The following is a 15,885-nucleotide window of genomic DNA, read 5'->3' as shown; positions in this document are numbered from 1 at the left end:
TTAAAAGAGATGAAATCGATATTTCTCAAAACCCTGGCAGTTGGCCTTATGGCGGTTTCGCTATGGTCTTGTAAAAAAGACGAAACCCAAACCGTTTCAAATGTTAGCCCTGCAGGAACATTAACAACATCAACAACTACACTTAATCTGGTACAATCCAATGCCTCACAGGCAGCATTTACCCTAAGTTACCCAATTGCTACTTCAACCGGATACGTGGTGCCGGTAAACACCAGCTTACAGTTTGGTTTAAAAGGCACTAATTTTTCTCCGGTAAGAGAAGTGGCCGTGACTGCTAAGACCTATGCGCCAACCGTTACTGAAGTAAACAATATGATTTTGGCACTGGGAGGAAAGGTAGGAACTGCGGCACAGATTGAGGTGAGGTTAAAATCGGGTGCAGCAGTAAACGATCTAACTTATTCAAACGTAATTACATTAACCGCTACACCTTATCTTGCCTCGGCATGGGTATATGTTCCTGGGGCATATCAGGGCTGGAATCCATCCACTGCTGATAGTTTGATCTCTGTTTCAAGCAATGGCATTTATACCGGGATGATAGAATTTACCCCCGGTAACCTCGAATTTAAAATTACCCCGGCAAAAAAATGGGATGTAGCTTATGGCGATGCCGGAGGTGGTAAAATCGGCACGGGTGCAGGCGATAATCTTAAATCGCCTGATGCAGTAGTGAAACAGGTAACTGTTGATCTGAACGCAGGTACTTATACCATCGGCGTTCCTAAAGAATGGTCGATTATTGGCGACGCTACCATAGGTGGCTGGAGCAATGATACCGATATGAAAGTAACCAATGATGGTAAAGCTAATTTTTATACCATTAAAACCACTTTAACTACCGGCGCTTTCAAATTTAGGTTTGCGCATGATTGGGGTACAAACCTTGGTGGTAGCTTAGGTACGCTTACAAATGGAGGTGATAATATTGCCGTTACCACTGCCGGAAACTATACCATCACTTTAGATGTGGCCGCTAAAAAAGCCACCATGGTTAAAAACTAATTGTTTATACATACCGCCCTGCAGCATTTTTTGCTGTAGGGCATTTTTAAGTTTTAGCATGATCAGACGTCATACCCTTAAAAAATTTCAGTTGCTATTTAATACTCATACTAATACTTTTTTTAAAAAGATAAGCAGTACCGTTGCGCTTTTGTTTATCCTTTCTTTCAATAGCCTTTTCGCCCAAACACTCGAGCGTATCGAACCGATGTTTTGGTTTACCGGTATGCACAATCCTAAACTGCAATTATTGGTACATGGCGATCAGATCGCCAATACAACTGTAACCTTAATTTATCCGGAAGTTAAACTGGTTAAGGTTAACAAAGTAGAAAATCCGAACTATTTATTTCTCGATTTAACCATTATGCCTGCTGCTAAAGCCGGGAAATTCCCGATTAATTTTACAGCTAACGGCAAAAAGATATTTACTTACATCTACGAATTAAAAAACCGCGATAAAAGTGCGGGCAGAATTCAGGGGGTAACCAACAAAGATTTTATTTATCTGCTGATGCCCGATCGTTTTTCGAACGGTGATAAAAGCAATGATGTGGTTCAGGGTTTAACTGAAACGGCATTAAATCGCGACAGCATGTATTACCGCCACGGCGGCGATATCCAGGGGGTAATTAACCACCTTGATTACCTGAAAGATTTAGGTGTAACTACAGTATGGATGACACCAGAAGTAGAAAATGATATGCCACAGGCTTCATATCATGGCTATGCGGTAACCGATCATTACAAAATAGATCCCCGCTATGGTACTAATGAACTTTACAGAAAATATGTAGAGATTGCCCATGCCAAAGGATTAAAGGTGATTAAAGATATTGTACACAACCACATTGGCACCCACCATTGGTTTTATAAAGATTTACCCATGAAAAACTGGTTAAACCAATGGCCAAAATACACTCAAACCAGCTACCGCGATCAAACTTTGATGGATATACATGCCTCAGCAGCGGATCGTAAACAGATGCTCGATGGTTGGTTTGTACCCACCATGCCCGATTTAAATCAACGAAACCCTTATGTGCAAAATTACCTGACCCAAAATCACATCTGGTGGATCGAATATGCAGGTATTGATGGTTTACGTTTGGATACTTATGGATATAACGATCCGGTTTATATGGCCGATTGGGCTTTAAAAGTTCAGGCAGAATTTCCGCACTTATCTGTTTTTGGCGAAACACTCGTAACTGCAGTAGCGAACCAGGCCTTTTTTACAGGTGGTAACACCGTTAACCGTGGTTTTGATACCCATTTACAAGGCATTACTGATGCTACTTTAAAAGATGCAATTTACGAAGGAATAAATGGCAAAAATGGTTGGGTAGACGGAATTAATCGTTTATATGCCACCTTAGCGCACGATTTTCTGTATAAAAACCCAAATACCAACTGCATCTTTTTAGATAACCACGATATGAGCCGCTTCTATTCTATGGTTGGCGAAGATTTCGATAAATACAAAATGGGCATGAGCATCTTGTTAACCATGCGCGGCATTCCGCAGATGTATTATGGAACCGAAATCCTGATGAAAAATTTCTCCAATCCGGATGGATTGATTCGTTCTGATTTTCCTGGTGGCTGGGAGGGCGATAAAAAAGATAAATTTGTGGCTGACGGACGTACCAAGAAAGAAAACGAAGCTTTTGATTTTGTTAAAACACTGGCTAGTTTTCGTAAAAGTAGTCCGGCTTTACAAACAGGAAAATTAATGCAGTTTGTTCCGCAGGATGATGTTTATGTTTATTTCCGCTACAATGCAGAACCAAAAGGCACGGTAATGGTTATTGTAAACAATACAGAAAAAGAAAAAACAATAAGCACAGATCGTTTTGCCGAAAGAACAGCGGGGATTACAGCAGCAAAAAATGTAATTACCGGCGAGAACATCGAATTTAAAAACATTAAAATACCCGCTAAGACCACGTTGGTTCTTGAATTAAGGTAGAAAGGTAAAAGGTGTCAGACTTACATCTTGATACTGATTACCTGATACAAAAAAATATAACAAAGATGCAAGAAAATCTCAAATCTCAAATCTCAGATCTCAAATCTCAAATCAAAGCTTGTTTATTTGATTTAGACGGCGTGCTGGTAGATACTGCGGTTTACCATTATAAAGCCTGGAAACGTTTGGCCAATACCATGGGCTTCGATTTTACAGAAGAGCAGAACGAACAGTTAAAAGGTGTGAGTAGGGTAGAAAGTTTGAACAAGATCTTGGCCTGGGGTGATGTAGAAAAAACCGATGCAGAAAAAGAAGAATTGGCTACTTTGAAAAACGGTTGGTATGTAGATATGATTACCAAAATGACACCTGCAGAAGTTTTGCCCGGAACGGTTGATTTCCTAACTGCAATTCACAAAGCTGGTTATAAACTGGCTTTAGGCTCGGCAAGTAAAAACTCAGGAATTATTTTAGAAAGAACAAACCTTGCTCATTTCTTCGATGAAATTGTAGATGGCAATATGGTGACCAAATCAAAGCCTGATCCTGAAGTGTTTTTAAAAGGAGCCCAACTTTTAGGTTTCGCACCAGATCAATGCGTGGTTTTTGAAGATGCTGTTGCAGGGGTAGAAGCCGCAAAAAGAGGTGGCATGAAAGCCATCGGTATCGGCGAAAAAAGTGTGCTTAGCCAGGCTGATCTTGTAGTAAGTGGATTAGATAAATTAACGGTTAAAGATTTAGAGAATTTATAGGTTTATGGTGTAGGGTTTAGGGTTTAAGGCAATATGTCTCATATCTCAAATCTCACTTCTCAATACTAGAATATGAAAAACTACATTAAAGCGGATGAGTGGAATATTATCGAAGAAGGCTTTGATCCACATCTAAATAAAATTTCGGAAAGTATTTTCAGTTTGGGCAACGGACGTATGGGCCAGCGCGCAAATTTTGAAGAAACCTATACCGGAGAAACCCTGCTGGGGAATTATGTTGCAGGCGTGTATTATCCAGATAAAACCCGGGTAGGATGGTGGAAAAACGGCTATCCCGAATATTTTGCCAAAGTACTAAATGCTGCAAACTGGGTAGGCATCGAAGTAAAAATCGATGACGAAATCCTTGATCTGGCAACAGCTGAGGTAAGTGATTTTAAGCGGGTGTTGAACATGCAAGCCGGATACTTGGAACGTACCTTCAGCGCCAGATTAAAAAGTGGTAAAACCCTAAAAGTTAAATCGACCCGTTTTTGCAGCATTGCTGATGATGAAGTTGGAGCCATCTGCTATAGCATTACCCCTTTAAATTTCGAGGGTAAGTTAACATTAATGCCTTTTATTGATGGGGATGTAAAAAACCAAGACAGTAATTACGATGAAAAATTCTGGGATAAAGTTACTGATGAAATCTCGGGTACAGAGGCTTATATCAAATTAAGAACAAAGAAAACCGAATTTGAAGTTTGTACAGGAAGTAATATTGAACTTTATAAAAATGGGGAGAAATTAGATTTCAATCCGGAAGCTGTCCGTAAAGAAAAATTCGTCGGACAAACTTTTTCTGTGGATGTTAAAGCAAACGAGGAGATTACGCTGGTTAAAATTGCGGCTAATTTATCTTCAGAAAATTATCCTAAAGAAGCACTTTTAAAAGATACCAAATCGGTAATTGCCAAAGCATCCGCTAAGGGTTTTGATACTTTATTAAAAGAACAAAGCGATGCCTGGGCAGCGAAGTGGGAAGAAAGTGATATCATTATTGAAGGTGATGTTTCTGCACAGCAGGCCATCCGTTTTAATATTTTTCAGCTTTTTCAAACCTATACAGGTAAAGATGATCGCTTAAATATTGGTCCGAAAGGTTTTACAGGAGAAAAATACGGTGGCTCTACTTATTGGGATACCGAAGCCTATTGTGTGCCTTTTTACCTGGCAACTGCTCCTCAGGAAGTAAGTAAAAACCTGTTGGTTTATCGCCATAAACAATTGGGTAAAGCCATAGAAAATGCCGAGAAATTAGGTTTTAAACATGGTGCAGCATTATACCCAATGGTAACCATGAATGGTGAGGAGTGCCATAACGAGTGGGAAATTACTTTCGAAGAAATCCACCGTAATGGTGCCATCGCTTTTGCCATTTTCAATTATATCCGCTATACAGGAGATGAAAGTTATCTTTCTGATTTTGGCCTGGAAGTGTTAATTGGTATTGCGCGTTTCTGGAAACAGCGTGTTAACTGGAGCAACGATAAACAACAATATGTAATGCTTGGTGTAACCGGACCAAATGAGTATGAAAACAATGTAAATAATAATTGGTACACCAATATTTTGGCAACATGGTGTTTAAAATATGCAACCGAAGCTGCTGAAATTGTAAAGACACAACAACCTGAAAAATACAACCACCTATTAAAAAGTTTGAATTTCGATCAACAGGAATTTACTGATTGGGCCGATATCATCGAGAAAATGTATTATCCACAAGATGAAAAATTGGGAATTTTCTTACAACAGGATGGATATTTAGATAAAGAGCAGATTTTAGTGAAAGATCTTCCGGCAAGCGAACGTCCTATTAATCAAAAATGGAGCTGGGACAGGATTTTACGTTCCTGTTTTATTAAACAGGCCGATGTTTTACAGGGCTTATATTTCTTTGAAGAAGATTACGATCTGGATACATTAAAACGCAACTTCGATTTTTATGAGCCACGTACCGTACATGAAAGTTCATTATCGCCTTGCGTGCATAGCATTTTAGCGGCAAAATTAAATGACGAAGCACGTGCCTACGAGTTCTACTTACGTACTGCACGTTTAGATCTGGATGATTATAACAACGATACAGAAGATGGTTTACATATCACCTCGATGGCGGGTACCTGGATGAGTGTGGTAGAAGGTTTTGCTGGCATGCGTGTGCGCGATGGCAAACTGCATTTTAATCCTTTCTTGCCGGATAAATGGAAATCTTTCTCATTTACCATCGGTTTCAGAGGAGCTACCTTAAAGATAAATATTACCGAAAACAGCATTAATATCAAAAACAATGCAGGTGTTGATTTAGAAATCGGCGTCCGAAATCAGTTTTTTAACCTGGCTGGAAATGCCGAAATTAACGTGAATAACGCTGCGTTAGTATGAGAAAGATAAAGGGTATAAAGGCAGAAGGTAGCGGTTTAAAATCTAAAACTTTATCAAATAGAAGATGTTATTCTGCTCAAAGCTTATGCTTATCTGGAAGCAATAAAAAGTGGCTATTTATACTTTTTTTTATTGTCATCATACTTCCTATATCATCCTTTGCACAAAAACAGCGCCTGAAAATGAATGATAAACAGATCGTTATCTACCAGTTATTACCCCGCTTATTTGGGAATAAAAATACCACTAATATCTCTTACGGAACTATTGAACAAAACGGTTCCGGTAAGTTTAACGATATTACGGATAAAGCATTGGATGGTATAAAAGAACTCCATGTAAACTATATTTGGTATACCGGTGTACTTGCCCATGCGAGTTTAACCGATTATGCTACCTATGGCATTAAACCTGATGACGCTGATGTAGTGAAGGGTAGGGCGGGCTCGCCTTATGCCATCCGCGATTACTACGACGTAGATCCCGATCTGGCTGTTGATATCAAAAACAGGATGAAAGAGTTTGAAGCACTGGTGAAAAGAACACATGCTAAAAACTTAAAAGTGCTGATCGATTTTGTACCTAATCATGTGGCCAGAAGCTATCATTCTGGTGCGAAACCAAAAGATGTAATCGATTTTGGTGCAGATGATGATGTAAGCAAAGCTTTTAGCACTAAGAACGATTTTTATTATATTCCCCGTCAGGCTTTAGTGGTTCCAACAAATGGACAAAAAACGCCACTTTCAGTACTTCAGGATGGTAAATTCGATGAAAATCCGGCAAAAGCCACTGGTAACAATGTTTTTTCAGCACAACCTAGATACGACGATTGGTACGAAACAATTAAGTTGAATTATGGCGTAGATTATCAGAATGGCGAAAAAGAATATTTTGATCCTATTCCGCCGGTATGGTTGAAAATGCGCGATATTTTAATCTTTTGGACCAATAAAGGAGTTGATGGTTTCAGGTGTGATATGGCCGAAATGGTACCCATTGCATTTTGGAACTGGGTAATTCCACAGGTTAAAAAATCGAATCCGGATTTAATTTTTATCGGAGAAGCCTATAATCCAAAAGTTTATAAACAATATTTAGATGAAGGCAAATTTGATTATCTCTACGATAAAGTAGGTTTGTATGATGGTTTAAAAAGGTTGATCAGAAATGAACCAAATGCAGATGTAAAAGATATCCGTTTCATTTGGCAGCAGGAAAGTGCTGGTTTTGGCCATCGGATGCTGCGTTTTTTAGAAAACCACGATGAAGAACGAATTGCTTCTGCCGGATTTGCCGGCAAGGCCGAGCTGGCTTTGCCAGCAATGGTTATTTCAGCAACTTTAGGCGGAGGCCCTGTGATGCTTTATTTTGGTCAGGATGTAGGTGAACCAGGAAAAGGACAAGAGGGTTATGGCGGAGACGATAACCGGACCACTATTTTCGATTATTGGGGTGTTCCGAACCACCAGAAATGGATGAACGGCGGCTTGTTTGATGGCCATAAATTAAATGCTGCACAACAAAATTTAAGGGCGTATTATAAGGAGTTATTAAAAGTAACATCAACAAGTGATGCTGTAATTAATGGCAAAATTTATGAAGTGCCTGTTACCGGAAATATGAACAAACGGATGTATGCTTTTATCCGTTATTCTGGCAAACAGCGTTTATTGGTAGTCGCCAATTTCGATCGAGACCAAACTTTAACTGCCAAAATCGAAATTCCGGAAGAAGTTTTAAAGGTTAAAAGTTCATCGCCCGTTACCGAACTGTTAACAGATAGAAAATTGAATATCCCTGCAGGAACAAGCATACCAGTAAACCTGGCGCCGGTGAGTGCACAGGTGATAGAGTTTTAAAAAAAATGAATTAACCGCAAAGAACGCTAAGTGCAACGCAAAGCAAGCAGAGAACAGGTTAAATTTCCACTTTGCGTCTCTTTGCCTTTTTGCTCTGTGACCTTTGCGGTTAAAAAATAAACCAATTATAATGAGCTTAAAAACAGTATTCGAGAATCCCAAATTAACACTTGTGCAGATTATCAATATGAGCGTGGGGTTTTTCGGGATCCAGTTCGGTTGGGATTTGCAAAGGGCTAACATGGGCCGCATTTACGAAAACCTTGGTGCCAATCCAGATCAGGTTCCATTATTGTTTTTGGCAGCCCCTTTAACCGGTTTATTGGTACAGCCAATAATAGGTTACCTGAGCGATCGTACCTGGCATCCAAAATGGGGCAGGAGAAGGCCTTATTTTATGGTTGGGGCCATTGTAAGTAGTATTGCATTAATTTTTATGCCACATAGTAGTGTGCTGTGGATGGCAGCCGGTTTACTTTGGATTTTAGATGTGTTCGGAAACATTGCAATGGAACCGTTCCGCGCTTTTGTTACCGATAAATTACCGGATAGTCAGGTTAACCGTGGCTTTATCATGCAGAGTATGATGATTGGTTTGGGTGGTAGTGTGGCTTCGGCGCTACCATGGATCATGAACAATGTATTCCATTTAACCAATACGGCAGAAAAAGGCAATATCCCGGAAAATGTAAAGTTTTCTTTTTATATCGGTGCCTTTTTCTTTTTCGCCGCTGTATTATGGACGGTGCTTACCACAAAGGAATACCCACCCCAGGATCTTGATTTTAAAGAAAAAGTGCAGGAAAGCAATAAAGGTTTTGGTGGTGGGGCAAGAGAAATTTTTCATGCGCTAAGAAATATGCCAAAAAGGATGCAGATTGTTTCTTTGGTGCAGTTTTTTACCTGGCCAGGCCTGTTTTTAATGTGGTTTTATTATACTACAGCTGTTGCGGTGAATGTTTTTGGCGGTAAAGATGCAGCTGATCCGGTTTATGCACATGGTGCCGATTTTGGCAGTTTAACACTTGCCTATTATAGCGTAATAACTTTTCTTTTTGCTTTGGTGCTACCCAAAATTGCTGATGCACTGGGCCGTAAAACCACACATGCCCTTTGTTTAATCTGTGGAGCCATAGGCTTAATCAGCGTAGCCTGGGTACACGATAAAAATATGCTGTATTTATGTATGACAGGGGTAGGCATTGCCTGGGCCAGTATTCTTTCTATGCCATACGCCATGCTGAGCGGCTCGCTACCAAAAGATAAAATCGGGATTTACATGGGCATTTTCAACTTCTTTATTGTATTGCCCGAAATTATTGCTTCGCTGGGTTTCGGTTGGTTAATGCGTAATGTGTTAAATAACGACAGGCTTTTAGCCGTGCAACTAGGCGGTGGATTGATGATTTTGGCAGCAGTAATCTGTTATGTATTTATACGGGAACCTAAGAAAACAGACGAAGTTTTAGCTTCAAAGCTTGGAGTAGAGGAAAATAGGTCAGTTTAAAACACTATACATAATCTGTGTCCTCGCAGATCGCCAATATAATATCTGTCTGTGAGACACAGACAGATAGAAGAAATTCATCAGTATGGTTCGTGTAGACACGAACCATGGCTTAGAGTGGAGAAATAGATCTGTATAAAGATATCCATGGTCTGTGAGGACACAGACCGAGGTACATAAAATATGTATTAGGAGTGCACTCTGTGAAAAACTCGGTGATCTCTGTGGTAAAAACCAAAAATACCTAACCAAATGAAAAAAAATATTAACCACCTTGGTTCGTGTCTGCACGAAACAAAAAAACGCAAAAGAATAATTTACCTATTGCTTTTGTTAACAGCGTTTAATACCGCCTGTAAAAAAACATCAGATACTGGTCTAGAGCCTGCACCAATTGATCAGAAAGCTGATCTGCCGGCAGGGGCAAAAGACGGTGTGGTATTTACGAATAACGGAACATCAGCTATTGTAACACTTTATGCACCCGGAAAAAAATCAGTCTCCTTGATTGGTGAATTTAATGATTGGTCTACCAGTGCAACGCCAATGAAAAACACAACCGATGGAAATTACTGGTGGATTCAGCTTGATCATTTAAATCCATCTACAGAATATGCCTACCAGTTTTATGTAGATGGAAACCTAAAAGTTGCCGATCCCTACTGCGAGAAAATACTTGATCCTGATAACGATAAATACATTAGTGCGGCAACTTACCCCAATTTAAAAGCTTACCCAACAGGTAAAACAACGGGAATAGTAAGTGTAATGCAGGCTAACCAGCCCGTTTATACCTGGAAAAACACCAGTTTCAACCGTCCTGCAAAAGATAACCTGGTGATTTATGAATTATTGGTACGTGATTTTACTACTGATCATAACTATGCATCAACTTTGGCCAAACTCGATTATTTAACTGGTTTGGGAATCAATGCAATAGAATTAATGCCAATAAATGAATTTGAAGGGAATTTAAGCTGGGGTTATAACCCATCCTTTTATTTTGCCCCCGATAAATACTACGGTACCAAAACTGCATTACAGAATTTTATAGATGAATGCCATGGACGCGGTATTGCTGTGATTATGGATATGGTATTAAATCACTCTTTCGGTCAATCGCCCATGGTGCAATTGTATTTCGATGGCTCAAAACCTACCGCAAATAGTCCGTGGTTTAATGTGGATGCCAAACATCCATTTAATGTAGGTTACGATTTTAACCATGAAAGTTTGGCCACCAGGAACTTCTCGAAAGATGTGATGAAATTCTGGATGCAGCAATACAAAATTGATGGTTTCCGTTTCGATCTTTCAAAGGGTTTTACGCAAAAGCAATCAACTGATGATGCACAGTTTAGGTTATACGATGCCGGCCGGATTGCCATCTGGAAAGATTACAATGGCTACATTAAGAGTTTAGATCCTAATTTCTATGTGATTTTGGAGCACTTTGCAGAAGAATCTGAAGAAAAGGTATTGGCTGATGACGGTATGATGCTTTGGAACAATATGAATTATAACATGAATGAGGCTACGATGGGCTGGTTAGATAATTCTAATTTTCAATGGGGCTTTTATGCCAACCATGGCTTTGCTAAGTCAGAAAATTTAGTGGGTTATGGCGAAAGTCATGATGAGGAGCGATTAAATTTTAAGAATATTACCTTCGGCAATGCTTCCGGAAATGATGTAATTAAAGGGAGCCTGGCCACTTCGTTAAAAAGAGAAGAACTTGTAGCCGCCTTTTTGTTCAGCATTCCCGGACCTAAAATGGTTTGGCAATTCGGGGAGCTGGGTTATGATATTAGCATAGATTTTAATGGTAGGACAGGCGAAAAACCAATTAAATGGGATTATTACAGCGACCCTAACCGTAAGGCTTTATACGATGCTTATGCCAAATTCATCAGGTTGAAAAAGAATAACAGCATCTTTAATTCCTCTAATTCAACATATAACCTTACTGGCGGCATCAAATATATCAAGTTAACGGATGGAAATAATACCGTGGTGGTGGTGGGTAATTTTGATGTAGTGAGCCAAACGGCCAACATTGATTTCGGTACAGCTGGAAGCTGGCTTGATGCAGTTGGTGCTGGTATTAATTTAAGCACCGACAATTACACGCAAACTTTAGCGCCTGGAGAATACCACATCTTTAGTAGAACAGCTTTAAAGTAATTTAATTTGCTTTCATACCTTGTAGGTTTTGAAAATCTGCATGGTTTCAATTATTTGTCCATCTTGGTTGATCGTGTTATATCTTTAAGACGTTGAGGGCCGTTATTGCTGGATGCAGTATCGGCTTTTTTATGGTAACATTTCTAATGTGCTGTTTGATTAACGCTACAATAGTTTGATATTTAGCAACCAAACCAAACGTAATGAAATTCAGATTTATATTCGCTACATTTTTATGCATGGGCATTTTTGCATATGCACAGCAAGGACCAAAAAAAAAACAGTCTAAAGAAACCGTAACCACTACACAGGTAACCGTTAAAGACGAACCTAAATCTTCGGCTGATGAAAGGAACATTAAAGTGGAGAGTTCGGTGGTTACCAATCACTCCGTAAACATTGATGGCAAAGCCGTTCCGTATAAAGCCACTACCGGTACCTTACCTGTTTGGGATGAGGATGGCAAACCGATTGCTGGTTTATTTTATACTTATTACGAACGCAGCGATGTACAAAACCGGGATAGAAGACCTTTATTAATCTCTTTTAACGGTGGTCCAGGGTCGGCTTCTGTATGGATGCATATTGCTTATACCGGTCCGGTGGTTTTAAATATTGATGAAGAAGGTTATCCCGTACAGCCTTATGGTTATAAAGAAAATCCATATTCTATTTTAGATGTGGCAGATATTGTATACATCGATCCGGTTAACACAGGCTATTCGAGAGCAGTGAGCAAAGATATTCCAACCAATAAATTCTTCGGTGTACGTGCCGATATTAAATATCTGGCCGAGTGGATCAACACCTTCGTCACCCGTAATAACCGATGGGCCTCACCTAAATTTTTAATTGGCGAAAGTTATGGCACTACGCGCGTTTCTGGCTTAGCTTTAGAATTACAGAACAGCCAATGGATGTATCTGAACGGTGTGGTATTGGTTTCGCCAACCGAATTGGGCATTGAACGTAGCGGTTCTGTTGATGCCGCTTTGCGTTTACCATATTTCGCCGCTACCGCTTGGTACCATAAAGCTTTAGCAGCCGATTTACAGGGCAAAGATTTAACGGCTATGCTTCCTGAAGTCGAAAGTTTTACCATTAATGAGCTCATCCCGGCCATTTCGCAGGGCGGAATGTTAAGTGAGGAAAAAAAGAAAGCCATTGCGGGAAAAGTGGCCCGTTATTCAGGACTTTCAGAAAAGGTAATTTTAGATTATAACCTTAATGTACCAACAGATTTCTTCTGGAAAGAACTACTGAGAGATAAAGGTTTTACTGTTGGCCGGTTAGATTCACGTTATAGGGGCATTGATAAAATGAGTGCAGGTGAAGGACCCGATTATAATGCCGAACTAACTTCCTGGTTGCATTCCTTTACGCCAGCCATCAATATGTACATTCGCAACGAGCTGAATTACAAAACCGATTTGAAGTACAATATGTTCGGTTCCGTGTATCCATGGGATAAATCCGGAGATCAGACGGGTGATAACCTCCGGCAGGCCATGGCGCAGAATCCTTACCTGCATTTATTGGTGCAATCGGGTTATTATGATGGTGCCTGCGATTATTTTAATGCCAAATATAGCATGTGGCAGTTAGATGCTGCTGGTAAACTGCAAGACCGTATGAGTTGGGAAGGTTACCGCAGCGGGCATATGATGTACCTGCGGAAAGAAGATCTGAAAATGGCGAATAATCATATCCGCGAGTTTATTAAAAAAGCTTTGCCAAAAGCAGGTGAGGCCGCTAAGTTCTAAATTTAGTATTTACAACCTTCTTAAGCACTATTATTTGTCAATGCTTTTGGGTTTATAGGAGCGCACAAGCATTGCAATAATTATCGTTCGTCCTGCTTTGCATTACAAGTCCGCACTCGTGCCTCGCTTGCGTGCTTTCCATTGCAATCAGGGCTAGATGGGTTGGCCTGCGACACGGAGATCCTACATGGTTGCTAATATCGCCGGTGCGTCCCATCGGGACGATTCCTGGGTAGCCAATTTATAATTGGCGTTTACGTTCCGTAGGAACGTTTGGTGTTAATAGGGCAGTGGCACGGAAACCAGGCATAGTTGCGCGAACAGGAGTAATCTAAACCTGGCCGGAGTGAGATGCCAATTTTTTCCAATCGGCAGAAACAGGGGCTGGATTGCTTTAACCAACGGGCTACAGGTATTGCTTTCCAAATCAATCATTTTAACTTTAGCGTTGACAACCTTCTATAGCTATTAATTGTTAATTCTTTTAAGTTATTGGAGCGCAGTTGTAGTGCAATAATTATCGTTCGTCCTGCTTTGCATTACAAGTCCGCACTCGTGCCTCGCTTGCGTGCTTTCCATTGCAATCAGGGCTAAATGTGTTGGCATGCGACACGGAGATCCTACGTGGTTGCTAATATCGCCGGTGCGTCCCATCGGGACGATTCCTAGGTAGCCAATTTATAATTGGCGTTACGTTCCGTAGGAACGTTTGGTGTTAATAGGGCAGTGGCACGGAAACCAGGCATAGTTGCAGAAACCAGCGTAAAATAAACCTGATCATACGGATGCCGCCCTTCGCGGCAGGAGGGAGAGCAGGACGGAACCAAACCAAAGAACTACTGCAATTGCTTTCTAAACTAAAAAGAATGAAAATAGAACAGCAATAAATTCAAATTTGAGATTCTAGAGTTGACAACTTTATTACCACTATGCCGATAAATTTGTCAACTCTTTGAAACGATTTATCTCCTCAAAAACGTAAACAAAAAACTGTTGGTTACAAACCAAAAATAATTACTTATTTTTGTGGTTCAATTATGCAGCAAATAAAAACATCATTCGATTTTGAAAAACCTATTGCCGATTTAGTTCAGCAGATAGAAAAGGTTAAGCAAGTTGCCGAAAAAACTAAGGTAGATATGTCTGCCACTTTAGACGAGCTTGATGGTAAATTAGATGAAACTACCAATAACTTATATAAAAATTTAACCGGTTGGAACAAGGTTCAGATGAGCCGTCACCCAGATCGTCCGCAAACCCTTGATTATATCAATATGATCTGCGATGATTTTATCGAGATGCATGGTGATAGAACGGTTAAGGATGATAAGGCGATTATCGGTGGTTTTGCTACCATAAATGGTCAAACGGTAATGGTTATCGGTCATCAAAAAGGTAAAAACACCAAAGAGCGCCAGTTTCGCAATTTTGGTATGGCCAATCCGGAGGGTTACCGCAAAGCTTTACGTTTAATGCGTTTGGCAGAAAAGTTTAATAAGCCTGTCGTTTCTTTTATTGATACAATGGGTGCTTACCCAGGTTTAGAGGCGGAAGAGCGTGGCCAAGGTGAGGCAATTGCCAGAAACTTACTGGAAATGTCTGTTCTTCGCGTGCCGATTATCTGTATTGTAGTAGGTGAAGGTGCTTCCGGAGGTGCTTTGGGTATCGGTATCGGTGATAAAGTATATATGTTAGAGCACACCTGGTATTCGGTAATCTCTCCTGAATCCTGTTCCTCTATTTTATGGAGAAGCTGGGATTTTAAAGAGAAGGCTGCTGAGTGCTTAAAGTTGACTTCTGATGATATGTTTGGCAACAAACTAATCGATGGTATTATCCCTGAACCGCTTGGGGGCGCACATCAGGATCCGGAGTTAATGGGTAGAACATTAAAAGAATATATCGTGAAAGATTTAGGCGCTTTGGGTAAATTAAAAACAGATAAGATGATTGAGCAGAGGATTGAGAAATTCTGTGAAATGGGCGTAGTAAACGAATAATCATTAACTAAAATAAACTTGAATCCTGTTTGGCAATGCTAAACGGGATTTTTTTGTGCTTTATAAACCTATCATGTTTCAGAAACCTGATAACCTAAGCTCGATAATTATTTATGAAAAACTGCTTTACAAATGTCCCGAACTAGACCAATTCGTCATGCTGAATTTATTTCACTGTTGTCCGGTTAAAATTTACAAAGAAGAAAATACTTTGTTTTTAGGCTAATTGGGTTAGGTTATGTTTTAAAATCAATTTCCAAGGCCCCTCTTTTTAGACTGCTGTTATCTCTCCGTCCAATATTTAGCTTTTCAGGGTTGTTGAGAAACTGATACAGACTGATGTAACTCATGATATGCAGCCTGATGATCGACCTCAAGTTTGAGAATGCCCACTTCTTTTTGAGCTGTACCTGAACGATCTTTATCAG

General features: G+C 40.0%; 9 protein-coding genes. All 9 read left to right on the top strand.

Features of this window, described 5'->3' with window-relative positions:
• The first annotated feature begins 9 nt into the window (after positions 1 to 9).
• The 9 genes from BLR60_RS20755 to BLR60_RS20715 all read left to right on the top strand — a co-directional run bounded on the left by BLR60_RS20755 (position 10) and on the right by BLR60_RS20715 (position 15,457).
• Positions 10 to 1,026: a SusE domain-containing protein gene (locus tag BLR60_RS20755; protein WP_090503436.1), complete on the top strand. Its 1,017-nt coding sequence runs from the start codon at positions 10 to 12 to the stop codon at positions 1,024 to 1,026.
• Between the two features lie 91 nt (positions 1,027 to 1,117).
• Positions 1,118 to 2,998: a glycoside hydrolase family 13 protein gene (locus tag BLR60_RS20750; protein ID WP_244155716.1), complete on the top strand. Its 1,881-nt coding sequence runs from the start codon at positions 1,118 to 1,120 to the stop codon at positions 2,996 to 2,998.
• Between the two features lie 65 nt (positions 2,999 to 3,063).
• On the top strand, positions 3,064 to 3,750 hold the full coding sequence (gene pgmB, locus BLR60_RS20745) for a beta-phosphoglucomutase (RefSeq protein ID WP_090503429.1): 687 nt from the start codon (positions 3,064 to 3,066) through the stop codon (positions 3,748 to 3,750).
• A gap of 72 nt (positions 3,751 to 3,822) precedes the next feature.
• Positions 3,823 to 6,141 carry a glycoside hydrolase family 65 protein gene (locus BLR60_RS20740; RefSeq protein WP_090503426.1) on the top strand — a complete coding sequence of 773 codons (2,319 nt, stop codon included), beginning with the start codon at positions 3,823 to 3,825 and terminating at the stop codon, positions 6,139 to 6,141.
• Complete coding sequence (locus BLR60_RS20735) at positions 6,138 to 8,003, top strand: alpha-amylase family protein (protein ID WP_244155715.1); 1,866 nt, start codon at positions 6,138 to 6,140, stop codon at positions 8,001 to 8,003. Before BLR60_RS20740 ends, BLR60_RS20735 begins: the two co-directional genes overlap by 4 nt.
• Before the next feature lie 130 nt (positions 8,004 to 8,133).
• On the top strand, positions 8,134 to 9,510 hold the full coding sequence (locus BLR60_RS20730) for an MFS transporter (protein ID WP_090503424.1): 1,377 nt from the start codon (positions 8,134 to 8,136) through the stop codon (positions 9,508 to 9,510).
• A 252-nt stretch (positions 9,511 to 9,762) separates the two neighbouring features.
• On the top strand, positions 9,763 to 11,694 hold the full coding sequence (locus BLR60_RS20725; protein WP_090503421.1) for an alpha-amylase family glycosyl hydrolase: 1,932 nt from the start codon (positions 9,763 to 9,765) through the stop codon (positions 11,692 to 11,694).
• Between the two features lie 203 nt (positions 11,695 to 11,897).
• Entirely contained in the window at positions 11,898 to 13,457 is a 1,560-nt protein-coding gene (locus BLR60_RS20720) for a S10 family peptidase (protein ID WP_090503418.1), read from the top strand.
• A 1,037-nt stretch (positions 13,458 to 14,494) separates the two neighbouring features.
• Positions 14,495 to 15,457, top strand: a complete 963-nt coding sequence (locus BLR60_RS20715; protein WP_090503416.1) for an acetyl-CoA carboxylase carboxyltransferase subunit alpha — start codon at positions 14,495 to 14,497, stop codon at positions 15,455 to 15,457.
• The last annotated feature ends 428 nt before the right edge of the window (positions 15,458 to 15,885 follow it).

This window comes from Pedobacter terrae, assembly GCF_900100705.1.
GTDB lineage: Bacteria > Bacteroidota > Bacteroidia > Sphingobacteriales > Sphingobacteriaceae > Pedobacter > Pedobacter terrae.
This window is presented reverse-complemented; position numbering and strand designations above follow the sequence as displayed.

Coding starts and splice junctions, on each gene's coding strand:
- BLR60_RS20755 (WP_090503436.1), top strand. CDS start 10: ATGAAATCGATATTTCTCAAAACCCTGGCAGTTGGCCTTATGGCGGTT.
- pgmB (WP_090503429.1), top strand. CDS start 3,064: ATGCAAGAAAATCTCAAATCTCAAATCTCAGATCTCAAATCTCAAATC.
- BLR60_RS20740 (WP_090503426.1), top strand. CDS start 3,823: ATGAAAAACTACATTAAAGCGGATGAGTGGAATATTATCGAAGAAGGC.
- BLR60_RS20735 (WP_244155715.1), top strand. CDS start 6,138: ATGAGAAAGATAAAGGGTATAAAGGCAGAAGGTAGCGGTTTAAAATCT.
- BLR60_RS20730 (WP_090503424.1), top strand. CDS start 8,134: ATGAGCTTAAAAACAGTATTCGAGAATCCCAAATTAACACTTGTGCAG.
- BLR60_RS20725 (WP_090503421.1), top strand. CDS start 9,763: ATGAAAAAAAATATTAACCACCTTGGTTCGTGTCTGCACGAAACAAAA.
- BLR60_RS20720 (WP_090503418.1), top strand. CDS start 11,898: ATGAAATTCAGATTTATATTCGCTACATTTTTATGCATGGGCATTTTT.
- BLR60_RS20715 (WP_090503416.1), top strand. CDS start 14,495: ATGCAGCAAATAAAAACATCATTCGATTTTGAAAAACCTATTGCCGAT.